Origin of the sequence: Rhodococcus opacus B4 (assembly GCF_000010805.1) — a bacterium.
Taxonomy (GTDB): Bacteria; Actinomycetota; Actinomycetes; order Mycobacteriales; family Mycobacteriaceae; genus Rhodococcus_F; species Rhodococcus_F opacus_C.
On the sequence record NC_012522.1, the window covers coordinates 514,296 to 537,205 of the forward strand.

17 protein-coding genes are annotated in these 22,910 nt (G+C 68.1%); 13 read left to right on the forward strand and 4 right to left on the reverse strand.

The features are described from left to right. Position 1 precedes the first annotated feature (1 nt). The 4 genes from ROP_RS02370 to ROP_RS02385 all read right to left on the reverse strand — a co-directional run bounded on the left by ROP_RS02370 (position 2) and on the right by ROP_RS02385 (position 4,751). Positions 2 to 1,048 carry an ABC transporter permease gene (locus ROP_RS02370; protein WP_012687758.1) on the reverse strand — a complete coding sequence of 349 codons (1,047 nt, stop codon included), beginning with the start codon at positions 1,046 to 1,048 and terminating at the stop codon, positions 2 to 4. A 28-nt stretch (positions 1,049 to 1,076) separates the two neighbouring features. Beyond that, entirely contained in the window at positions 1,077 to 2,633 is a 1,557-nt protein-coding gene (locus ROP_RS02375; RefSeq protein WP_231868850.1) for a sugar ABC transporter ATP-binding protein, read from the reverse strand. Positions 2,634 to 2,666: 33 nt separating this feature from the next. Next, complete coding sequence (locus tag ROP_RS02380; protein WP_012687760.1) at positions 2,667 to 3,779, reverse strand: sugar ABC transporter substrate-binding protein; 1,113 nt, start codon at positions 3,777 to 3,779, stop codon at positions 2,667 to 2,669. Positions 3,780 to 4,049: 270 nt separating this feature from the next. Continuing rightward, positions 4,050 to 4,751, reverse strand: a complete 702-nt coding sequence (locus ROP_RS02385; protein ID WP_012687761.1) for a FadR/GntR family transcriptional regulator — start codon at positions 4,749 to 4,751, stop codon at positions 4,050 to 4,052. Positions 4,752 to 5,728: 977 nt separating this feature from the next. On the opposite strand from ROP_RS02385, the gene ROP_RS02390 reads away from it, so the two are divergent. The 13 genes from ROP_RS02390 to ROP_RS02450 all read left to right on the forward strand — a co-directional run bounded on the left by ROP_RS02390 (position 5,729) and on the right by ROP_RS02450 (position 22,879). Then, a complete protein-coding gene (locus ROP_RS02390) occupies positions 5,729 to 7,159 on the forward strand; it encodes an aldehyde dehydrogenase family protein (RefSeq protein ID WP_012687762.1) in 1,431 nt (476 codons plus the stop codon). A gap of 47 nt (positions 7,160 to 7,206) precedes the next feature. Continuing rightward, positions 7,207 to 9,159 (forward strand): 3D-(3,5/4)-trihydroxycyclohexane-1,2-dione acylhydrolase (decyclizing), encoded by a 1,953-nt coding sequence (gene iolD / locus ROP_RS02395; protein WP_012687763.1) that lies wholly within the window; start codon positions 7,207 to 7,209, stop codon positions 9,157 to 9,159. A 29-nt stretch (positions 9,160 to 9,188) separates the two neighbouring features. Continuing rightward, positions 9,189 to 9,977 (forward strand): HpcH/HpaI aldolase family protein, encoded by a 789-nt coding sequence (locus tag ROP_RS02400; protein WP_012687764.1) that lies wholly within the window; start codon positions 9,189 to 9,191, stop codon positions 9,975 to 9,977. Between the two features lie 81 nt (positions 9,978 to 10,058). Next, on the forward strand, positions 10,059 to 11,270 hold the full coding sequence (locus tag ROP_RS02405; protein WP_012687765.1) for a Gfo/Idh/MocA family protein: 1,212 nt from the start codon (positions 10,059 to 10,061) through the stop codon (positions 11,268 to 11,270). A gap of 43 nt (positions 11,271 to 11,313) precedes the next feature. Then, positions 11,314 to 12,246: an NAD(P)-dependent oxidoreductase gene (locus ROP_RS02410; RefSeq protein ID WP_012687766.1), complete on the forward strand. Its 933-nt coding sequence runs from the start codon at positions 11,314 to 11,316 to the stop codon at positions 12,244 to 12,246. Then, the gene (locus ROP_RS02415) at positions 12,243 to 13,235 is read left to right on the forward strand and encodes a Gfo/Idh/MocA family protein (RefSeq protein WP_012687767.1); all 993 of its coding nucleotides are present in this window, start codon (positions 12,243 to 12,245) and stop codon (positions 13,233 to 13,235) included. The genes ROP_RS02410 and ROP_RS02415 overlap by 4 nt, the downstream gene beginning before the upstream one ends. 57 nt (positions 13,236 to 13,292) lie before the next feature. After that, positions 13,293 to 16,697 (forward strand): pyruvate carboxylase, encoded by a 3,405-nt coding sequence (locus ROP_RS02420; protein ID WP_012687768.1) that lies wholly within the window; start codon positions 13,293 to 13,295, stop codon positions 16,695 to 16,697. A 48-nt stretch (positions 16,698 to 16,745) separates the two neighbouring features. Continuing rightward, positions 16,746 to 17,642 (forward strand): sugar phosphate isomerase/epimerase family protein, encoded by an 897-nt coding sequence (locus ROP_RS02425; RefSeq protein WP_012687769.1) that lies wholly within the window; start codon positions 16,746 to 16,748, stop codon positions 17,640 to 17,642. A 431-nt stretch (positions 17,643 to 18,073) separates the two neighbouring features. After that, on the forward strand, positions 18,074 to 18,853 hold the full coding sequence (locus ROP_RS02430) for an SDR family oxidoreductase (protein ID WP_043824106.1): 780 nt from the start codon (positions 18,074 to 18,076) through the stop codon (positions 18,851 to 18,853). Next, positions 18,853 to 19,860 carry a Gfo/Idh/MocA family protein gene (locus tag ROP_RS02435; RefSeq protein ID WP_012687771.1) on the forward strand — a complete coding sequence of 336 codons (1,008 nt, stop codon included), beginning with the start codon at positions 18,853 to 18,855 and terminating at the stop codon, positions 19,858 to 19,860. The genes ROP_RS02430 and ROP_RS02435 overlap by 1 nt, the downstream gene beginning before the upstream one ends. Further along, on the forward strand, positions 19,857 to 20,720 hold the full coding sequence (locus ROP_RS02440; protein ID WP_012687772.1) for a sugar phosphate isomerase/epimerase family protein: 864 nt from the start codon (positions 19,857 to 19,859) through the stop codon (positions 20,718 to 20,720). The genes ROP_RS02435 and ROP_RS02440 overlap by 4 nt, the downstream gene beginning before the upstream one ends. Continuing rightward, positions 20,717 to 21,697: a Gfo/Idh/MocA family protein gene (locus ROP_RS02445; protein WP_012687773.1), complete on the forward strand. Its 981-nt coding sequence runs from the start codon at positions 20,717 to 20,719 to the stop codon at positions 21,695 to 21,697. The genes ROP_RS02440 and ROP_RS02445 overlap by 4 nt, the downstream gene beginning before the upstream one ends. A 153-nt stretch (positions 21,698 to 21,850) precedes the next feature. Continuing rightward, positions 21,851 to 22,879, forward strand: coding sequence for a substrate-binding domain-containing protein (locus ROP_RS02450; protein ID WP_012687774.1), 1,029 nt, complete (start codon positions 21,851 to 21,853; stop codon positions 22,877 to 22,879). The last annotated feature ends 31 nt before the right edge of the window (positions 22,880 to 22,910 follow it).

A 22,910-nucleotide genomic window follows, 5' to 3' on the forward strand; every position in this document is an offset into this window, starting at 1 on the left:
CTCAGTGCGCGGCCGCGACCACGGTGGGTGTGGGCGGGGCGGTGGTGGCTGGGGGTCGCGCTTTGCGGGCCCGGGTCTTGAGGACCCCGACCTTCGCGGCGAGGATCGCGCCGACCAGGACGACACCGTTGAACACCGGCTGCACCCAGGTCTGTGCGCCCAGCATGAACAGCCCGGTGGTGCCGGCTGCGACGAGCACGACAGCGGTCATGGTGCCCCAGACGTTGTAGTAGCCGCGGCGGATCGACGTCTCGCCGAGGAAGCAGGCGGCGATGGCGGGCAGGAGAAACTCCGAGCCGCTCGTCGGTGCTGCCGAGCCGACCTGGGCGACCTGCAGGACGCCACCGACGGCAGCGAGAACCGCTCCGCCCACGAACGCGCCGACGGTGAGCTGATCGACCTTGATGCCGGTCAACCGGGCCGCGTCCCGGCTGCCGCCGATGGCGTAGAGCCGACGGCCCACCGGACGGTAGTACAGGACGTACCAGAGCACGATGCCCACCGCGACGGCGAAGATGAACGGCAGCGGGATCCCCAGCGGGCGATCCTGTCCGAGGTCCTTGAACGACTGTGGGATACCGCTGTAGATGACCGCGCCCTTCGAGTACCACAGGATGGCACCGAAGAGGACGGACTGGGTACCGAGGGTGACGACGAGTGCGTTCAGGTTCAGGTAGGCGACGAGGAACCCGTTGATCAGCCCGACGACGACGGCCACGACGACGACGATCAGCACCGCCAGTGGCCACTGCGAGACGGTGCCGTTGGACATCAGCCCGGTGGCCAGCACGCCCCCGAACCCGGCCATGGCGGCGACCGACAGGTCGAAGTGCCCGACGATGAGCGGAAGCATCAGCCCGAATGCGATGAACATGATCGACGCATTGGCCTGCAGGATCGAGCCGAAGTTCGCGACGGTCGGGAAGGTATCGGGACGCATCACCGAGAAGAATCCGATGATCGCGATCAGGGCGATCACGATTCCGTAGTCGGTGAAAATCCTCTTGAATGCTCCCGCCGGGCGACCAGGCGCTCGTTGAACGGTCATGGTGTACTCCAAGATTCGGGTGTGGCCGTTAGGCCGTGGAAAGGTCCTGAACGGCGTAGCTCGCCGCCGCGATTCGTTCGGTGGTGATCTCTGCGCCGACGAGTTCGGTCGCGATACGCCCACGACGCATCACGAGCACTCGGTCGGCGTAGCGGGCGACCAGGTCGATGTCCGAGTCCAGTAGCAGCACAGACAATTGACGCCGGCCGACTTGTTCGAGGACGGCCTCGAGGATCGTCTTGCGGGCGCCGACATCGACGCCGTAGGTCGGTTCGTCCAAGATGAGGACGTCGAGGTCGAGTTCGAGCCACTTACCGAGGACGATCTTCTGCTGGTTTCCGCCGGACAGCTCACCGAGGAGGCGTTCGGGATCGGCCGGGCGCACGTCCAGGCGCTCGATCGCACTCGCGGTCACCGTCCGCTCGCTTTCGGCCGATAGCAGGCCGGCGCTCATATGCTTGTCGAGGCTCGCCAGACAGAGGTTGTCTGCCAGCGTGAAGGACGGGATCGCGCTCTGCTTGCGGTCCTGGGGGACGTATCCGATGCCGCGTTCGATGCTGAGCTTCGGCGAAATCCGGCGGAGCTGCTGACCGCGGAGCCGGACTTCGCCGGCGGTGATGGCCTGCGAACCGAAGATCAGTCGGCCGAGCTCGCTGCGACCGGACCCGACCAGGCCCGTGACCGCCAGCACCTCCCCTGGTCTCAGGTCGAGATCGACATCCTGCACGAACGTTCCGCACACTCCACGCAACGCCAGCTTCGGCGGTGTTCCCGGATCGACGACTCGTCGGGCCGGCGCCGGGTGGTCGGCGGTTTCGTCCGTGGTGGCCCCGCCGGTGATGATCTGCGTCAGGTGCTGATCGTCCGTGGCGGCGATGACGTCATCGAAGACCAGTCGGCCGTCGCGCAGCACCGACACCCGGTCCGCCATCGCGAACACCTCGTCGAGGCGGTGCGAGACGTAGATCAGGGCAATTCCCTGATCGCGGAGCAACCGGCACCGGGTCAGCAGTTCGTCGACCTGAGCGTTGGGCAGCCGCGCGGTGGGCTCGTCGAGCACCAGCACACCCCGGCCCGGCTGCAATCCGCGCAGCGCTCGGGCCATCGCGACGAGGGTTTGCTGTACCGGCCCGAGCGCACCGACCAGGGCGCGGGGGTCGAGATCGTCGAGCCCGACTGCGGCGAGGTCCGCGACCGCGGTTGCCCGCTGACGGCGCCAGTTGATCGTGGCGGCGCGCTTCTCATAGCCGAGGGCCAACGCCAGGTTGTCGGCGATCGACATCGACTCGATGAGTCCGAGGTCCTGATGGACGAACCGCACCCCGGCGTCGTGCAGCACCGTGGGGTCGGCGGGCAAGGCCAGTTCGTCACCGTGCACGCGGATGGTTCCGCTGGTGGGGGTGTGGTAGCCGGCGAGCAGCTTGATCAGGGTCGACTTTCCGGATCCGTTCGCGCCGAGCAGGGCATTAATCGAACCCGGCCGGAACTCCAGATTAACATTGTCCAGAACCCGGTTGACTCCGAATTCCTTTGACAGTGCGATTATTTCGATGCTCGGCGTCGGTGACGAGTCATTCGATGTCATTGCGGTTCTCGTTTCCTGGTCGGGGACCATGTGTTATCCGATCCCCCACAGCTGCTCGAACTTGGCGCGGAAGTCGTAGTTGCCCTGCCACCCCTTGGTTTCGAGTTCGGCCGACCTGTCCGGTGCGAGCTGGGACAGTGAGTCCTTGTCGAACAGGGCCACCGGGATCGATTCGGTGAAGTTGAACGCAGGAAGGCCGTTGGTCATGCGGTTGATGTTGTCAATTGCCGCGTAGGCCAACCACTCTCGAGGATCGGCGAAGCACACCTTCTGCACGCCGCCGGCGCGAATGATGTCGAGGTTTTCCGGGTTGCAATCGAAGCCGGCGCCGGAAACTTTGCCGGAGAAGCCCGCGCGGTTGAGCCCGTTGCTGACCCGGAAGAGGCAGGAGTCGAAGCAGGAGACCCAGTTGAGCTGGGGATTCGCCAGCCGGGTGGCCACGGCTTGTGCAGCGGGGCCGATCGTCGGATCTTCGAAGGTCGCAAGACTCCAGTCTTGTGTGACGACATCGCATCCCGGGCAATTGCCCGGTGCGTCGAGGTAGCTTTGCGAGCCCTTGTACTGTCCGTTGACCACGATGTACAGGTCGGCATTGCGCATCTGCAGCATGCCCAGATCGCCGCCACTCTTCCACACCGCGTACTGGGCGATCGACTCCCCGGCTCGCACCCAGTCGAAGGACACGTCCGGGACCGTGTCCGGGGTGTTCTTGAGCGATCCGAGGGTGACCACCTTGACGCCCGCCGCGAGCGCGCGCTGAAGCGCGGACTGGACGCGGGTGGTGTCGACGAAGATGAGGATGACGGCGTCGACCTTCTCGTCCACGGCGGTGTTCAACGCGTTGAGCTGGACTTCCGGCTTTCCCTGGCCGTCGGAGATCTTCGGCACCCAGCCGAGTTTCTTGACTTCCGATTCGATGGCCTTGGCGGGTCGGCTCGACCCGGTCGAGGCCATCTGTTCCGGGATGATGGTGATCTCGAGTCCTTGCCGCGGCGGCGGGCTGGTTTCCGGGCCCGTCCAGTGGTTGTCGTGCAATCCCGCGTCGAGCAGTTCAGCTGCGCCGCGTTGCGCCTTGTCCACAGCAGCATTTCTGGCGGCGGGGTCGACGGCGGATCGGTCCGACGGGGCGGCCGAACAGCCCGTCATCAAAAGAATTGCGCCGATGATGGCGACTACGACTCCGCGCCTTCGCGAAGCGTTCCGTGCGATTGCCATAGCGTTCCCTTTTGCGTTAACCACCCGTCGGCGACACCGCGAATGGACGAGTTGAGTTGTGCTGCAGGCACACGTGGTACCCACAGCTCTCCCAGAGGGTGACCTCGGGGCATGGTTCATCGCCACGATCACTGCCACGGGAGATCAATGTTCGTGTGGTCGGGAGCGGGAGGTGCGCCTCCCGTCACTGCCCGTGTGCGGTCATTTCCTCTTTCGGGAGGTCAGCGAAGCCCGATTGCGCACGATGCGCCGGAGATGGTTCTCCGCGGCGAAGCGTGCCCGCGCCGGATCACCTACCGCGATCGCCTCGGCGATCTCGAGATGTTCCTGGACTGTGTGACCAGCCTCCGACGGATAGCCCGCTCCCGCGCTGTACGAGTCGCTGAGGTAATCGTTGACCGGCCGCATGACCAGGGGAAAGAACGGGTTACCGCTTGCCTGTGCGATCTGTTCGTGGAACGCGAGGTCGGCGTCCAGGAACTCCGGGCTCGACGGGTCCGCCGAGCGTAAACGCTCGTTGAGCCGCGTCAGTTCGGCCAAGTGACCGTCGTTGTGCCGTGCTGCAGCCAAAGCTGCCATCTCGACTTCCAGGACGAGCCGAAGCTCCATGAGCTGTTCGAACGTGCCCTCACTGAGACGAAGCAGCAGACCGTACTGTTCGGCGATCACACTGCCGTCCACTGTCGCCACGGTCATTCCCCGTCCTGGGCTCACTGTCACCAACCCGCGCTGGACGAGCAGTCGCGTCGCTTCCCGGACCACGGTCCGGCTGACTTCGAACCGTTCGGCGAGTTCGGCCTCGGTCGGAAGTCGGTCGCCGGCAGTCAGGCTCAAGATCTCGTCTTGAAGGGTCTGAGCGACGGCATCAGAGAGGCGCTGCCTCGAGCGGGTGGTTTCCGACATGACAGAAAGGTATGACAAAGATTGCGTGTGGTCAAGCTCACCTCAGCGATCCCTCACGCATGCAAACCCCATTTACCCGCCTGAACAGCAGATATAGATATTTCCGTTCATTTCCGATGCCCGCAGAAGATGCGATCTTTGTATGATGATTGAGCGCGTCAGGCCCACAAGCAGCGCGTTTAGCCCCGGCCACACCCACCGCCGTCTCCCGACCCGCACCCTCGCCACCGACGGACATCGGCGACCGCCACGAAAAAGCGCGACCCCTCGACCGCCGGGACGGTCGGGGCAAAACCGCAGATCACCCGAGCGCCAGCCGCGACACACGCCTCCTCTCAGCGCAACCCAGCACGTCGGTACTACACCGCGCCGACCCCGACATCCGGCGAAGGCCCGTCACCCACCGACTTCGCGGCGGATCGGCCGGTGGAATCCGGCCCCGCAGAGGAGCTGAACGCTCGCCGGCGAGTACGGCGCCGAACGACCTCACAGTCCGCCTCGACATGCACTCGGCCGCCGTGACCGTCGCGTGTACGTCCGCACTTCGCCCAGAGCACACCTCGAAAATCGAGAATGATGGAAATTTGATGGTTTTTTTGACTTGATTGAGGCATGCATCACAGCAAGACTGACTGCATGAGTACGAGCACTGCTTCACAGGTACGGGGTGACCGAGTCGGGTCCCCCGGCGCACCCCGCGTCGTCCCTCTCGAAGGAACTGCGCTGCCTGAGCCACCTCGATCGGTCGCGGCACGCGCGTTGACCGGTTAACCGGGTGTACCCGAGACCCATCTCATAACTGTCACGGCAGGTCCGGAACTGCCTACAGCACAAACCTTTCCGAATACCAGCCGAATCACCCACCACCCTCCTTGCTGGTGCGCTGTTCGGTTCGGCAACAGACGTTTCGCTTGCAATCACATGCCACCCTTCGCACATGCGGGGGTGACGACGAACTCGACGTATGGAGTCCTGACATGGATATGTTGCTCGCCGGTGAATGGCGCGGCGCCGCAGACGGCCGAACGGAGACCGTCCAGTCACCGTTTGACGGTCACGCGGTGGATACGGTTCCGGTCGCCACAGCCGCCGACGCCGCCGCGGCCCTCGACCGCGCCGAGATCGGTGCACGAGTGCTCCGGTCGATGCCCGCGCACGAACGAGTCGCCGTTCTGATGCGCGCTGCGGATCTGGCCGATCAGCGCGCCGAGGACATCGCGCAGACCATCAGCGCGGAGACCGGCAAGCCGATCAGCGAAGCCCGAGGTGAGGCCGGCCGCTCCGGCAGCATCATCCGGCTCGCCGCATTCGAAGGCAGCCAACTCTACGGCTCGACACTCCCGCTGGACGCGAACCCCGGAACCGGTCTCGAAAAGGTCGGCTTCACCCTCCGCCAGCCCTGCGGGATCGTCGTGGCGATCACCCCGTTCAACTACCCGGCGCTGCTGGTGCTGCACAAGATCGCTCCCGCACTGGCCGCCGGTAACGCGGTGGTGCTCAAGCCCGCTCGCACCACTCCGCTGACGGCATTGAAGCTGGCCGAGTGCTTCGTCGATGCCGGCCTGGCCCCCGAGTCGCTGTCGGTGCTGACCGGACCGGGCGCCGCGCTCGGCGACATCCTGGTCACCGATCCCCGGGTGCGGAAGGTGTCCTTCACCGGCTCCACCGCCACCGGCACCCGGCTGGCCTCCATCGCCGGAATCAAGAAGCTGTCCTTGGAGTTGGGCGCGTCCTGCCCGGTGATCGTGCTCCCGGACGCCGACATCGAACTCGCCGCCTCGGCGGTCGCTGCCGGCGGCTACATCAATGCCGGTCAGGTCTGCATCAGCGTGCAACGCGTGATCGTCGACTCGCGCGTGGAGGCGGACTTCCTCGACGCCCTGGTCCCGAAGGTCGAAGACATCGTCATGGGAGATCCGGCGAACGCCGACACCAAGCTCGGCTCCCTGATCTCGGAAACCGAAGCGATACGGGTGCATTCGGCCATCGCCGAGGCCGCCCTGGCCGGTGCGAAGGTCCTCACCGGCGGTGACCGGGAGGGCGCCGTCGTCTCCCCCACCGTGGTGGCCGGCGTCGACCCGACCTCCCCGTTCAGCCGCGACGAGTTGTTCGGCCCCGCCGTGGCGGTCTCCTCCGCACCGGACATCGAGTCCGCGATCGCCCTGGCCAACGACAACGACTACGGCCTCGGCGCCGGCATCTTCACCTCCGACATCTCGGCCACGACCCGGGCGATGCGGCAGATCGACGCCGGCAACATCCACATCAACTGGACCCCGCTCTGGCGCGCCGACCTGATGCCCTACGGCGGTCTCAAGGGCAGCGGCATCGGCAAGGAAGGCGTCCGCTCCGCTGTCGAGGAAATGACCGAGGAAAAGACCGTCATCCTCCACGGCCGACCCTGGTAACCGTCTCCCGCTCACACCCTTTCGTGGCACTCACAGAAAACGACGACATGACACCCTTGAGCACCCACAAGACCATCCGGCTGACCACCGCGCAGGCGGTCGTGAAGTACCTCGCCGCGCAGTACTCGGTCGCCGACGGTGAACGCCGTCGCCTGATCCCCGCCGCGCTCGGCATCTTCGGTCACGGCAACGTCGCCGGCCTCGGCCAGGCCCTCGACGAACTGTCCGACGACCTGCCGTTCATCCAGGGCCGGCACGAGCAGTACCTGGCCCACATCGCCACCGCCTACGCCAAGGCCAGCCGTCGCCGCGCCACCCTAGCGGTGACCGCATCCATCGGTCCGGGCGCGCTGAACCTGGTCACCGCCGCCGGCCTGGCCACGATCAACCGGCTTCCGTTGCTGCTGCTGCCCGGCGACACCTACGCCACCCGTCACCAGGGGCCGGTGCTCCAGCAACTCGAGCACGCCAGCGAGGCCGACCTCACGGTCAACGACACCTTCCGCCCGGTCGCGAAGTTCTTCGACCGAATCACCCGCCCGGAACAGTTGCTGACCGCGCTCCCCCAGGCCATGCGGGTACTGACCAGCCCCACCGACACCGGCGCCGTCGTACTGTCGCTGCCGCAGGACGTCCAGTCCCACGCCTTCGACTTCCCGATCGAGTTCTTCGAACCCCGCGACTGGAGGATCCGCCGCCCGCTGCCCGACCCCGCGGAGGTCGAGGCGGTCGCCGCCCAGATCCGGGAGGCGTCGCGTCCGGTGATCATCGCCGGCGGCGGCGTGCACTACTCGGACGCCACCGCGGCACTCGAGGCACTCGCCGAGCAGGCCGGTATCCCGGTCGTCGAATCGTTCGGCGGCAAGGGCGCGGTCAGCCGCGACGAGTGGTGGCAGGTCGGCGGCATCGGCCTGGAGGGCAACTTCGCCTCCAACAAGCTGGTCAAGCAGGCCGACCTGGTGCTCAGCGTCGGCACCCGACTCACCGACTTCGTCACCGGGTCGCAGTCGATCTTCGAGAACGAGAACGTGCGATTCGCCGCACTCAACGTCGTCGACGCCGACACCCGCAAGCAGGGCGCCACCGGCATCCTCGCCGACGCCCGCCTCGGACTCGAGGCACTGACCACCGCGCTCGCCGGGCACACCACCAGCGACACGTGGCAGCAGACGGTGCGGTCGGCGAAGGCCGACTGGGCACCGATCCGGGCCGCCGCGCTCGATCCCGACACCGCCTTCGAGCCCGCGCAGCATCCGCACGCCCCGGTCACCGGAGCCGTGCTGACCCAGCCGCAGCTCATCGGCCTGATGCAGGAACACGCCCGCAGCGGCGACACGATCATCGCCGCGGCCGGCGGCCCGCCCGGGGACCTGCAGAAGGTGTGGGACGCCACCGGGAACCGCAACGTCCACCTGGAATTCGGGTTCTCCTGCATGGGGTACGAGATCCCGGCCGCGATGGGTGTGCGCCTGGCCGAGGGCAACCGCGGGCAGCGGATCGTCACCTTCATCGGTGACGGCACCTACCTGATGGCGCCGACCGAGTTGGTCACCGCCGCACAGGAGGGCCTCGACGTCACCATCGTCGTCTCCGAGAACCACGGCTACCAGGTCATCCACCGTCTCCAGATGAACCGCAACGGACGCGAATTCGGCAACGAGTTCCGCTACCGCACCGACGGCGACATCATCGCCGACGGCGGGGACAAGGCCCGCCTCGAGGGCGAGTACCTGAAGGTGGACCTGCGGCAGATCGCCGAAGGCCTCGGTGCCACCGCGATCCGCGCCACCACCGCCGCCGACGTCCGCGCCGCGCTGATCGAGACCCGGGAGGTGTCCGGTCCGGTGGTCATCGTGGTGCCGACGGTCCCGCACGTGGACCTGCCCGGTGGGGACGTGTGGTGGGACGTCGCCCCCGCCGAAGTCTCGAATCAGGAATGGGTGCAAACCCTGCGCGCCGACTACGACAACGCCGTGGGACGTCAGCGGTGGTTCGGATGAGCACCGGTCCCGTCAACTCAGGAAGCCCTGTGAACAACACCACTCCCCTCGACGGGGGAACACTCCGCCGGCGGTTGGCCGACGGGGAGACCACCGTCGGCACCTTCGTCGGGATGGCGTCCTCGACGGCGGCCGAGGTCTGCGCCGCCGCCGGCGCCGACTGGATCCTGCTCGACCTCGAACACGGATCCGGGTCCGAAGACGCGCTGCGCGACGGCATTCTCGCCGCGGGTGCCTACGGCGTCCCCACCGTCGTCCGGGTCGAATCCGGTGAACGCATCCGGATCGGCCGGGTCCTCGACCAGGGCGCCGCCGGGGTCATGGTGCCGCGCCTGGACAAGCCCGATCAGGTCGCCGACGCGATCACCCACCTGGCGTATCCGCCGCACGGGGACCGCGGCGTGGCGACCTACAACCGCTCGTGCCGGTGGGGCATGGACCGCTCCGTGCTCCTCGCCGAGGAGCAGGCCGCGCTCGGGGTGATCCAGATCGAAACCCTCGCCGCCCTCGACGCGGTCGACGAGATCGCCGCCCAGGCCGGTGTCGACGTGCTGTTCGTCGGACCGCTGGACCTGTCGTTCGCACTCGGGGTGCCGCTGCAGTTCGACAGCCCGGTGTTCACGGCAGCGCTCGGGCGCGTGCTCGAGGCGGCGCACCAGCACGGCAAGACCGCCGGCATCCTCGCCGCCAACGCCGCCCTGGCCGCCGGCTACGTCGAACTGGGCTTCCGGTTCGTGGCCGTCGGCTCCGACTCCACCCTGCTCGCCGCGGCACTGACCGACGCGTTCGCCACCGCCCGTCCCGAGCAGACCACCTAGCCCACCGGGCACGAACACCCCGCGCCCTACCGGGCCGGAACCACCGAGCCCAGTAGGGCACGACTGAAAGAGGTAACACCCGTGAGCACACCGCGCACCGTGGGAGTCGGTCTGATCAGCGTCGGCTGGATGGGGCAGCTCCATGCCCGCGCCTACCGCGACGTCCCGATCGTCTACCCCGAGCTCGGGGTCACCCCGAAACTGGTGATCGCCGCCGACACCGCCGACAGCCGAGTCGAATTCGCCAAGAACGTCCTCGGATTCGCCGAGGGCACCACCGACTACCGGGAGGTCCTCGCGCACCCGGACGTCGACGTCGTCTCCATCTGCGCACCCAACTTCCTGCACGCCGAGATCGGCATCGCCGCCGCGAAGGCGGGCAAGCACTTCTGGATCGAAAAGCCGGTGGGCCGCAGCTACGCCGAAACGTCGGCGATCGAGACCGCGGCCACCGAGGCCGGCGTGATCACCTCGATCGGCTACAACTACCGGCACGCCCCCGCCGTCGAGCACGCCCGCACGCTCATCGCCGAGGGCAGCCTCGGCCGGATCACCAACGTGCGCGCCACGTTCTTCTCCGGGTACGCCAACGAACCCAACGGCGCCCTCTCGTGGCGGTTCGACCGTGAACTCGCCGGCTCCGGGGTGCTCGCGGACCTGTTCAGCCACGCCACGGACCTGTGCCAGTACGTGGTCGGGCCGATCGCCGAGATAAACGCGCTCACCAGCACCGTCTACACCGAACGCCCGAAGCTGGAAATGGGGTCGGGCACCCACTTCGCGGTCATCGAGAACGGTGAGATGGGCCCGGTGGAGAACGAGGACTACGCCGCGGCCCTGGTGCGGTTCGGTGCGCAGGGCCCGGGTTCCGGTGCGGTGGGCACCATCGAGGCCTCCCGCGTGATCGTCGGACCCGAGTGCGGCTACCAGATCGAGGTCTACGGCACCGAGGGCTCGGTGAAGTGGGACTTCGAGCGGATGAACGAGCTGAAGGTGTGCCTGGGCCGCACCAACCCCGAGCAGGGTTACCTCACCGTCAATGCCAGCCCGAAGCACGGCGACTACTCCCGCTTCCAGCCCGGACCGGGCAACGCGCTCGGCTTCGACGACCTCAAGACCATCGAGGCGAAGAAGTTCCTGCTTGCCGTCACCGGTGGGCCGCAGAAGAACTCGAACGTGCACGACGCCGCGTCGGCGGCCGCGATCGTCACCGCCGCGGAGACCTCCGCGGCCACCGGTCAGTGGCAGAAGCTCGACGACATCGCCGGCACCACCGCCTCCCGCACCGTCTGACCCCGTTCCCGCCCCGTACCTTTCGACACCTGCAAGGACGCTGATGTCAACATCGATCTCGACTCAATTGTTCGTCGGCCTGGGCCCGCTGAATCGGGAGCTCGTCGACCCGTATCTGGCTGGGCACCAACAGCTCGCCCTGGATCCCACCGAGGAGCAGCTGGCGGTCGCCGAGGCCGCGATCGTGCGGGCGGCGTTCACCGTCGACGCCGCGCTGCTCGACCGGATGCCGGCGTTGAAGGTCCTCGCCCGCACCGGTGTCGGCACGGATCTGGTCGACGTCGCCGAAGCGCACCGACGGGGTATTCCGGTGGTGATCACCCCGGGCAGTAACACGGTCTCGGTGGCCGAGGGTGTGTTCGCGCACCTGCTGTCGCTGGTGAAGCGGCTGCCGACACTGACCACGCTGGTGCGGAGCGGCCGCTGGGGCGAACGGGGTGGGGTGACCGTCGGCGACCTCGAGGGTGCGACGTTGGGGATCGTGGGGTTCGGGCGGATCGGCCGTAAGGTCGCGCAGATCGCCGAAGCGTTCGACCTGAACGTCCGCGCCTACGACCCGTACGCCGAGATCCCGGACAGGTACCGGTGTGCGAGTGTGGACGAGGTGCTCACCTCCAGCGACTTCGTCACCCTGCATGCACCGCTGACCGCCGAGAATCATCATCTGATCAACGAGGTGCGGCTGGCCGCGATGCGGCCCGGCGCAATCCTGGTCAACTGCAGTCGCGGCGCGCTGATCGACCTGGACGCCGCGCACGCGGCGCTGCGGGCCGGACAGTTGGCCGGTCTGGGCCTGGACGTCTTCGATCCGGAACCGCCGCAGTATCATCCGGTGTTCGACCACGCGAACACGGTCCTCAGTCCGCACCTGATGGGGTTCACCGATCGGGCGATGGCGCTGACCATCCGCGCCGCGGTCGAGGGTGCGGTCGCGGTCCTCGACGGCCGCGCACCGGCCGCGGTGGCGGCCCCGTGACCGTGCGGGTGGGGGTGATCGGCGTCGGCGTGATGGGCGCCGATCACGCCCGGACCCTGCATCGGTCGGTCTCGGGTGCACAGGTGACAGTGGTGACCGACTTCGACGCCGCCCGCGCGGACACCCTCGCGCACGAGTTGTCCGCGCGCACCGTCGCCACCGCGACGGAATTGATCGCGGCCCCGGACGTCGACGCGGTGGTGATCGCCTCCCACGATTCCGCGCACGCCGAGCAGGTGGCGGCCTGCCTGGACCAGCGGAAGCCGGTGCTGTGCGAGAAGCCGCTGGCCCCGAGTGTCGACGAGTGCCGAGACCTGGTCACGAAGGAAGACGCGCTCGGTCTGGCCGATCCGCTGGTGTCGGTGGGATTCATGCGGCGGTTCCATCACCCCTATGTGGCGTTGGCCGACGAGGTGCGATCCGGGTCGATCGGTACCCCGTTGCTGGTGCGCAACTCCCACCGCAACGTCTCCGCGTATCCCGGTGGCGATTCGGCCAGCACCATCACCAACTCCGCTATCCACGAAATCGACATCACAAGTTGGCTTTTGGGCTCACCGATCGTGGAGGTCGGCTGGCATGCCCCGCGCTCGACGTCCTACGACTCCTCGCGGCAGGACCCGCAGGTATTGATGCTGCGGACCGCCGACGGTGCGCTGACGGTCGTCGATGTGTTCGTCAATGCCCGCTACGGGTACGACGTGCGCTGCGAGGTGGTCGGCGAAACCGGCGCGGTCAGCCTGGCCGCGCCCCACACCCTGTCGATCGATTCGTCGCTGCGATCGGCATCGATGTACCCGAAGGATTGGCGGCCGTTGTTCGCCGACGCCTACCGGCGGCAGTTGCAGGCCTGGATCGACGCGCTCATCGCCGAGGTCGCATCCCCGCTGGCGACGGCCCGCGACGGGTTGCGGGCCACGCAGGTGGCCGCGGCCTTGATCGATTCGATGAACAACGACGGCGCCACCACCAAGGTCGACTACCACTGATCGTTGCCGTGATCCCCTGTTGTGATGCATCCCCCGAGAAGAGATTGAGCTAGCGCAGTGACATTTTCGAAGGTCTTGGTCGCCAACCGTGGCGAAATTGCGATCCGCGCTTTCCGTGCCGCCTACGAACTAGGTGCTGGAACGGTTGCGGTGTTCCCGTACGAGGATCGGAACTCGATCCACCGTCTGAAGGCTGATGAGAGTTATCAGATCGGCGAGGAGGGACACCCGGTTCGGGCGTATCTCTCCGTCGACGAGATCGTCTCCGCGGCCAAGCAGGCAGGCGCCGACGCCATCTACCCCGGCTACGGCTTCCTTTCCGAGAACCCGGATCTCGCCGCCGCGTGCGCCGAGGCGGGCATCACGTTCGTCGGCCCCTCCGCGGAGGTGCTCGAGCTGACCGGCAACAAGGCGCGGGCGATCGCCGCGGCGAAGGCGGCCGGGTTGCCGGTGCTGGCGTCGTCGGAGCCGTCCGCGGATGTGGACGAGTTGCTGGCCGCCGCCGAGACCATGCAGTTCCCGCTGTTCGTCAAGGCCGTCGCGGGTGGCGGTGGCCGCGGCATGCGCCGGGTCGCGGAGCGGGCGCAGCTCAAGGAGTCCATCGAGGCCGCCGCCCGCGAGGCGGAGTCGGCGTTCGGGGATCCGACGGTGTTCCTCGAGCAGGCCGTCGTCGACCCGCGGCACATCGAGGTCCAGATCCTGGCCGACGGCCAGGGCAACGTCATCCACCTGTTCGAGCGGGACTGCTCGCTGCAGCGCCGGCACCAGAAGGTCATCGAACTCGCGCCGGCCCCGAACCTGCCGGAGGAGCTGCGGGCGAAGATCTGCGCGGACGCGGTCGCGTTCGCGAAGGAGATCAACTACGCCTGTGCGGGCACCGTCGAATTCCTCCTCGACACCCGCGGCAACCACGTGTTCATCGAGATGAACCCGCGTATCCAGGTCGAGCACACCGTGACCGAGGAGGTCACCGACGTCGACCTGGTGCAGTCGCAGTTGCGGATCGCGTCCGGGGAGACCCTGGCCGATCTGGGGTTGAGTCAGGACAAGATCACGCTGCGGGGTGCGGCGTTGCAGTGCCGTATCACCACCGAGGACCCGGCCAACGGGTTCCGTCCGGACACCGGCCGGATCACCGCGTACCGCACCCCGGGCGGTGCCGGTATCCGCCTGGACGGCGGTGCCACCCTCGGCGCCGAGGTGGGCGCGTACTTCGACTCGATGCTCGTCAAGCTCACCTGCCGGGGCCGGGACTTCGAGACCGCGGTCGCCCGGGCCCGGCGTGCGGTCACCGAGTTCCGCATCCGCGGGGTGTCGACGAACATCCCGTTCCTGCAGGCGGTGCTCGACGACCCCGATTTCAAGGCGGGACGGGCCACCACCTCGTTCATCGAGGAGCGCCCCGAGCTGCTCACGCTGCGCAGCTCCGCGGACCGTGGCACCAAGATCCTGTCGTACCTCGCCGACGTGACGGTCAACAAGCCGCACGGCGAGCGGCCGTCCGCGGTGTACCCGCGCGACAAGCTGCCCCAGATCGATCTGTCCACCCCGCCGCCGGACGGCAGCCGCCAGAAGCTCCTCGCCCTCGGGCCGGAGGGATTCGCCAAGGCGCTGCGGGAGCAGAAGGCCCTCGCGGTCACCGAGACCACGTTCCGTGACGCTCACCAGTCGCTGCTCGCGACCCGTGTGCGCACCAGCGGTCTGCTCGACGTCGCCGGACACGTCGCCCGGCTGACCCCCGAGTTGTTGTCGATCGAGGCGTGGGGTGGTGCCACCTACGACGTGGCGCTGCGGTTCCTGCACGAGGACCCGTGGTACCGGCTGTCCGCGCTGCGGGAGGCGGTGCCGAACATCTGCCTGCAGATGCTGCTGCGCGGCCGCAACACCGTCGGCTACACCCCGTACCCGGAGAAGGTGACGCGGGCGTTCGTCGAGGAGGCCACCAACAGCGGCATCGACATCTTCCGGATCTTCGACGCCCTCAACAACGTCGACCAGATGCGGCCGGCGATCGACGCGGTCCGCGAGACCGGCACCTCGGTCGCCGAGGTCGCCCTGTCCTACACCGGCGACCTGTCCAACCCGCACGAGAAGCTGTACACCCTCGACTACTACCTGCGCCTGGCGGAGGAGATCGTCGAGGCCGGTGCGCACATCATCGCGATCAAGGACATGGCCGGACTGCTCCGCGCCCCCGCCGCCACCACCCTGGTGACGGCGCTGCGGAAGAATTTCGACCTGCCCGTGCACGTGCACACCCACGACACCCCGGGCGGACAGCTCGCCACCTACCTGGCGGCGTGGCAGGCCGGCGCGGACGCCGTCGACGGTGCCTCGGCGGCGATGGCGGGCACCACCAGCCAGCCGGCGTTGTCGGCGATCGTGGCCGCGGCCGCGCACTCCGAGCACGACACCGGCCTGGACCTGCAGGCGGTGTGCGACCTCGAGCCGTACTGGGAGGCGCTGCGCAAGGTCTACGCACCGTTCGAGTCCGGGCTGCCCGCCCCCACCGGCCGGGTCTACACCCACGAGATCCCGGGCGGTCAGCTCTCGAACCTGCGCACCCAGGCCGTGGCCCTCGGGCTCGGCGACAAGTTCGAGGAGGTCGAGGCCAAGTACGCGGCCGCCGACCGGATGCTCGGCCGCCTGGTGAAGGTCACCCCGTCGTCGAAGGTGGTCGGCGATCTCGCCCTGCACCTGGTCGGCTCCGGGGCCTCCACCGAGGAATTCAAGGACAACCCGGCGAAGTTCGACCTGCCCGACTCGGTGGTCGGGTTCCTGCGCGGTGAACTGGGCACCCCGCCCGGTGGCTGGCCGGAACCGTTCCGCACCCGGGCCCTGGAAGGCCGGGGCGAGGCCAAGCCCGAGGTGCCGCTGTCCGCGGAGGACGAGAAGGCCCTCGCGGGCACGTCCGCGGAGCGCCGCGCGACCCTGAACCGGTTGCTGTTCCCCGGCCCGACGAAGGAATTCCTCGAGCACCGGGACAAGTACGGCGACACCTCGCAGTTGTCGGCGAACCAGTTCTTCTACGGGCTGCGCCGCGGCGACGAGCACCGGGTCCGTCTCGCGCAGGGCGTCGAGCTGCTCATCGGGCTCGAGGCGATCTCCGAACCCGACGAGCGGGGCTACCGCACCGTCATGGCCATCCTCAACGGGCAGTTGCGTCCGGTGTCGGTGCGGGACCGGTCGATCTCCAGCGAGATCCCCGCCGCGGAGAAGGCCGACAAGAACAACCCCGGCCACGTGCCGGCGCCGTTCGCCGGGGTGGTGACCCTCGCCGTCACCGAGGGCCAGCACGTCGCCGCCGGCGACACCATCGCCACCATCGAGGCCATGAAGATGGAAGCCGCCATCACCGCACCCCGCGGCGGCACCGTGACCCGGCTGGCCATCGGATCGGTCCAGCAGGTCGAAGGCGGCGACCTCCTCGCCGTCGTGGCGACAACAGACGCGGCGGAGTGACGTGTACGCGCACACTGACCACATACACATGAAGTCGAGGGGACAGAGATGACAACCACCCAGACACCGGCACTGCTGGCCGCATGCTGGACCTCCGCGGGCGATGTGATGCCGGCGCGAGGCTCCGATCTGAGTCCGGTCCCGATCCGCGAGCGCATCGAGGCGGTCGCACGGACCGGCTACACCGGCTTCGGCTTGACCCGACCCGACCTGGTCGCCGCCCGCGAGACGGTCGGGCTCGGCGAGGTCGCGAAGATGCTGGCCGACAACGGCATCACCCAGGTGCAGCTGGAGTGGATAACCAACTGGTGGACCACCGGTGACGCCCGCGCGGCCTCCGACGAGGTCCGCCGGGACCTGTTCGAGGCCGCCCCCGTCCTCGGCGTCGACAACATCAAGGTCGGTGCCGACGACGACGGAGTCCCGGTGTCCCGGGACCTGCTCGTCGAACAATTCGACGCCCTGGCCTCCGACGGTGCCGGCGTGGGCGTGAAGATCGCGTTCGAGAACACCCCGTTCTCGCACCACATCAAGACCACCGAGCAGGCCGCGCAGTTCGTCAAGGACGTCGACAACCCCAACGGTGGGCTGATTCTCGACATCTGGCACGCGTTCCGCGGCGGCACCGACTACGACACCCTGCCGCAGCTCGTTCCTGCACGGTTCGTGTTCGGTGTCGAACTCGACGACGGCTGGTCCACCGTGCGGGGAACCGACCTCGAGGACACCTTCGACAACCGAGTTCCCTGCGGGGAAGGCGAATTCGACGTTCCGAAGTTCATCAACGCGGTCCGTCGGATCGGGTTCGACGGACCGTGGGGAATCGAGCACATGTCGGAGGAGTTCCGGCAACTGCCCGTCGCCGACGCCCTCGCGCGGGCACGGACCGGCGCGCTGCAGTGCTTCGCGCGCGCCGACGAACAGGCGGCCGGAAAACGGTCCTGACGTCGCTCGACGCACCGGAACCCGCTGGACGGACCCGGCCCTCGCGGCCGCGGCCGGCCGGCGGGTTCCGCCGTCTCTGCACCCGCGCCGCCGCGGTGATCCCCGGCACGGTGCAACATCCTCAGGCCCGGAAGACACCCGAGAACCTCAGGACGCGGACCGCACGGTCGCCTCGGTCAGCCCCGCTGGCGCGGGGTAACCCGTACTCGCACCACCACTCCACACCTAGCTTGAGGGGAAAATGATGGATAAACCACCTTGATTGAGGCCTGTGTCACAGCAAGACTGAACAGGGCACACGGACTAGCACTCCGAACGCGACCACTTCCCGATTCAGCGGGTGTGGTCACCACTTTTCGGGTCCCGGTCCGTCTGCCGCACCGACCCATCCGGCACCGATGCCGGAGGGGCGCAAGATCGAAAGGAATACAGTGGCCACCCTGTTGAACGAGAAAGTCGTTCTGGTCAGCGGAGGAACGCAGGGGGTCGGCGCCGGCGTCGTCCGCGCCGCGGTCCGTGAGGGCGCCCGAGTGGCGTTCACCGGTCGCCGCGCCGAGGCCGGCAAGGCCCTCGCCGCCGAGCTCGAGGCGACCGGCGCGCAGGTGCGGTTCTTTCAGGCCGACCTCGCCGACCCCGGGGAGGCCCGCGATTCGGTGACCCGCACCATCGAGGAGTTCGGCCGCATCGACGCATTGTGCAACGCGGCGGGCCTGACCACCCGCGGCACCCTGCTCGACACCACCCCCGAACTGTTCGACCAGCACATCGCCGTCAACCTGCGGGCCCCGTTCTTCACCATGCAGGGCGCCGTCGCGGACATGGTCGAACGGAAGGCACCCGGGACGATCGTCAACATCATCTCCATCGCCGAGCACGGCGGGCAGTCGTATCTGGCGCCGTACGTAGCGGCGAAGGCGGGCCTCGCCGGGCTGACCCGCAACGCCGCCTACGCGCACCGCTTCGACCGGATCCGCATCAACGGCCTCGACATCGGCTGGACCGAAACCGAAGGCGAAACCGCGACCCAGCAGCGTTTCCACGGCGCCGACGACAACTGGGCCGCCGAGGCCGCGGCCAAGGTGCCGATGGGCAAACTCGGACAGGTCGACGAAATCGCCGACATGGTGGTGTTTTTGCTGTCGGACCGCAGCGGCGTCGTCACCGGCTCGGTTATCAATTGGGACCAGACCATTATCGGAGGGCATGACTGATGGGATCGACAATCGGAGTGATCGGCCTCGGCCGCATCGGCGCATTCCACGCCGACACCCTCGCCCAGCTTCCCGGGGTCGACGGCCTGGTCGTCACCGACGAACGGCCGGATGTCACCGCGTCGGTGGCCGCCAAGTTCGGCGCCCGCGCAGTCGAGAACGCCGCCGCGGTCTTCGCCGCCGGCGTCGACGGCGTGGTGATCGCCGCCGCCACCCCGGCGCACGCACCGCTGATTCTGGCCGCCGTCGACGCCGGGATCCCGGTGTTCTGCGAGAAGCCGGTCGCCTTCACCGCCGACGAAAGCTACCAGGTCGTCGAGCGACTGAAGACCTCGACGGTGCCGGTACAGATCGGCTACAACCGCCGCTTCGACCCCGCCTTCGCCGCCGCCCGGGCCGCCGTCGCCAGTGGCGAACTCGGCTGGCTACACACCGTCCGCTCGACCACCCTCGACCCTGCGCCGCCGCCGGCGGACTACGTGGCTGCCTCCGGCGGGATCTTCCGCGACTGCAGCGTCCACGACTTCGACATCGTCCGCTGGGTCGTCGGACACGAGGTGACCGAGGTCTACGCCGCCGGATCCAACCAGGGCGACTCGATCTTCGCCGACTGCGGCGACGTCGACACCGCCACCACCACCCTGACGTTCGAGAACGGCACCCTCGGTGTCGTCTCCAACACCCGTTACAACCCCCGCGGCTACGACTGCCGCCTCGAGGTCCACGGATCCCAGGACAGCGTCGTCGCGGGTTGGGACGCCAGCGCCCCGGTCCGCAACCTCGAAGCCGGCATCACGTTCCCCGACGGCCCGCCGCACCGGTTCTTCATGGACCGCTTCACCGCCGCCTACCGCGCCGAACTCGGCGCGTTCCTCGACGTGATCGCCGGCACCGCACCCTCACGGTGCACCGCCCAGGACGCCCTCGAGGTCGCCTGGATCGCCGAGGCGGCCGCACTGTCCCTTTCCCAGCACCGCCCCGTCCAGATGAGTGAGGTTCGACGATGATTCGTATTGCAGGAGCACCTATTTCGTGGGGTGTGTGCGAGGTGCCCGGCTGGGGTCACCAGCTCGGTTCCGAGCGTGTGCTCACCGAGATGCGCGACGCCGGCCTCGAGGCCGCCGAGATCGGCCCCGAGGGATTCCTCCCCGCCGACCCGCAGGAGCTGGCGGCCACCCTGGCCTCCTACGACCTCGAGGCCGTCGGCGGCTTCACCCCGGTACTGCTGCACGACCCCGACCACGACCCGGTCCCGGACATCACCGGCGCCCTGGCCGCCTTCACCGCCGCCGGCGCCGAGGTGCTGGTGCTGGCCGCGATCACCGGCACCGACGGTTACGACAGCCGCCCCGACCTCGACGACGCCGGCTGGAAGACCCTGCTGTCGAACCTGGACCGGCTGCACGACGTCGCCGCCGACCAGGGCATCCGCGCGGTCCTGCACCCGCACGTGGGCACCATGATCGAGAAGAACATCGAGGTCGAACGAGTCCTCGACGGATCCTCCATTCCGCTGTGCCTGGACACCGGGCACTTGCTCATCGGCGGCACCGACCCGCTCGAGTTGGCCCGCGCCGCCGCCGACCGGATCACCCACACCCACCTCAAGGACGTCGACGCCGAGTTCGCCGCGCGCGTGCAGGCCGGCGAACTGACCTACACCGACGCCGTCGCCCAGGGCATGTACACCCCGCTCGGCACCGGTGACGTCGACGTCGCCGGTGTGGTCCGGCACCTGGTGGCGTCCGGCTTCGACGGCTGGTTCACCCTCGAGCAGGACACCATCCTCACCGGGGAACCCGAGGGCGAGGGCCCGGTCGCGGACGTCAAGACCAGCGCCGCGTTCCTGCGGAGCCTGCAGCTGTGACACCGCTGCGGATCGGCGTCCTCGGCGCCTCCCGGATCGCGGAGCTGGCGATCGTCAAGCCGGCCCAGATCCTCGGGCACCGGCTGGTCGCGGTCGCCGCCCGCGACCGCGGCCGGGCCGAGACGTTCGCGCAGACCTACGGGGTCGAACGGGTGCTGGACTCCTACGAGGCGTTGATCGCCGACCCGGAGGTCGACGTCGTCTACAACCCGCTCGCCAACGCCTTCCACGCCCCGTGGAATCGCAAGGCCATCGAGGCCGGCAAAGCGGTACTGACCGAAAAGCCGTTCGCGCGCAACGCCGCCGAAGCAGAACTGGTGCGGCGCCTGGCACGGGAGCGGGACGTTCCGATCATGGAGGGCTTCCACTACCTGTTCCACCCGATCATCCGGCGGATTTTCGAGCTCCTCGCCGATGGCACCCTCGGCGATCTGCAGCGGGTCGAGGTGGTCATGCGGATGCCCGAACCCAAACCGGACGACCCGCGGTGGAGTCTCGACCTCGCCGGTGGGGCCGTGATGGACATCGGGTGCTACGGCCTGCACGTGCACCGGCAGCTGGGCCGCTTCGCCGGTGGCGAACCGGCCGTGGTCACGGCCCGCGCCGTCGAACGCTCCCCCGGAGTCGACGAGGCGTGCGACATCGACCTCGTGTTCCCCAGTGGTGCAACGGGTTCGAGCATCAACTCGATGACCTCGGACCGGTTCGAGATGACCCTGCGTCTGGTCGGGGACCGTGGTGAAGCCTTCGCCTACGATTATCCGCTGCAGTCCGGCGACGACCGCATCACGATCACCACCGACACCGGCACCGTCGTCGAACATCTCGGAACCCGCTCGACCTACACCTACCAGCTCGACGCTTTCGCTCAGCATCTCGCCGACGGGACCGCGTTCCCGATCGACGTCGATGACGCGGTCACCACCATGGAGCTCGTCGACTCCGTGTACCGCGCCGCCGGCCTACCCCTGCGGTAGGTCACATTCTCCCCGCCGGGCCGTGAGGAACCGACTTCCAACGTCCGGCCCGGCGGGGCCTCCACCACACTCTGTGCGTTTCACTCCTCCCCGTTCCACCCTCCCCGCGCTTCTCCATGCCTGCATGGTTGCAGCTTCCGAAAGGCCAACCACATGGACACACACAACGGCCCGAATGCCTCCGTCCCGCGGAAGCTCCCCAGCCGGGCGACCGCCCTGGCGCTGAGCGTCGCCGCGGCCGTGCTGCTCGCGGGATGTTCGAGCACCGGCGGGAAACCGGAATCGACCGGTGGCGGTATGGCCTCGGGCACCGCGGACACACCCCGTGCCACCATCGCGATGATCACCCACGAGGTGCCGGGCGACACCTTCTGGGACCTGATCCGCAAGGGCGCCGAAACCGCCGCGGCCAAGGACAACATCGAACTTCGCTACTCGGCGGACCCCGAGGCGCCGAACCAGGCCAACCTCGTGCAGAGCGCCATCGACAGCCGCGTCGACGGCATCGCCGTGACCCTCGCGAAGCCGGACGCGATGGCACCGGCCGTGCGCGCCGCTGTCGACGCCGGCACCCCCGTCGTCGCCTTCAACGGGGGCATGGACCAATACAAGTCCCTGGGAGTGCCCCAGTACTTCGGACAGGACGAGAAACTCGCCGGGATCTCGGCCGGGCAGCGCCTGACCGCCGACGGCGCCAAGAAGGCGCTGTGCATCATCCAGGAACAAGGGCAGGTCGCACTCGAGACCCGCTGCGCGGGCGTGATCGAGGGCTTCAAGGGGCAGACCGAGATCCTCAACGTCAACAGCAAGGACATGCCCTCCGTCGAAGCCACGATCACCGCGAAGCTGCAGCAGGACCCCTCCATCGACCACGTCGTCGCCCTCGGCGCACCGATCGCCTTGACCGCCGTCCAATCCAAGGCCAACGCAAACAGTTCCGCGACGATCGTCACCTTCGACACCAACGCCGCGCTCGTCGACGCCATCAAGGCCGGGGACGTGCAGTGGGCGATCGACCAGCAGCCCTTCCTGCAGGGCTACCTCGCCGTCGACTCGCTGTGGCTGTACCTGAACAACCGCAACACAATCGGCGGCGGTATGCCGACGCTGACCGGTCCCGCCTTCATCGACCAATCCAACATCGACTCGATCGCCGAGTACGCCCAGGCCGGAACCCGCTGAGCACGGTGCCCGGCACACCGTGCCGGGCACC

What these genes read in the sequence shown, in the direction of transcription:
- ROP_RS02425 (WP_012687769.1), top strand. Translation starts at nt 16,746, where the DNA reads ATGACAACCACCCAGACACCGGCACTGCTGGCCGCATGCTGGACCTCC.
- ROP_RS02410 (WP_012687766.1), top strand. Translation starts at nt 11,314, where the DNA reads ATGTCAACATCGATCTCGACTCAATTGTTCGTCGGCCTGGGCCCGCTG.
- ROP_RS02380 (WP_012687760.1), bottom strand. Translation starts at nt 3,779, where the DNA reads ATGACGGGCTGTTCGGCCGCCCCGTCGGACCGATCCGCCGTCGACCCC.
- ROP_RS02375 (WP_231868850.1), bottom strand. Translation starts at nt 2,633, where the DNA reads ATGACATCGAATGACTCGTCACCGACGCCGAGCATCGAAATAATCGCA.
- ROP_RS02385 (WP_012687761.1), bottom strand. Translation starts at nt 4,751, where the DNA reads ATGTCGGAAACCACCCGCTCGAGGCAGCGCCTCTCTGATGCCGTCGCT.
- ROP_RS02390 (WP_012687762.1), top strand. Translation starts at nt 5,729, where the DNA reads ATGGATATGTTGCTCGCCGGTGAATGGCGCGGCGCCGCAGACGGCCGA.
- ROP_RS02440 (WP_012687772.1), top strand. Translation starts at nt 19,857, where the DNA reads ATGATTCGTATTGCAGGAGCACCTATTTCGTGGGGTGTGTGCGAGGTG.
- ROP_RS02435 (WP_012687771.1), top strand. Translation starts at nt 18,853, where the DNA reads ATGGGATCGACAATCGGAGTGATCGGCCTCGGCCGCATCGGCGCATTC.
- ROP_RS02370 (WP_012687758.1), bottom strand. Translation starts at nt 1,048, where the DNA reads ATGACCGTTCAACGAGCGCCTGGTCGCCCGGCGGGAGCATTCAAGAGG.
- ROP_RS02450 (WP_012687774.1), top strand. Translation starts at nt 21,851, where the DNA reads ATGGACACACACAACGGCCCGAATGCCTCCGTCCCGCGGAAGCTCCCC.
- iolD (WP_012687763.1), top strand. Translation starts at nt 7,207, where the DNA reads ATGACACCCTTGAGCACCCACAAGACCATCCGGCTGACCACCGCGCAG.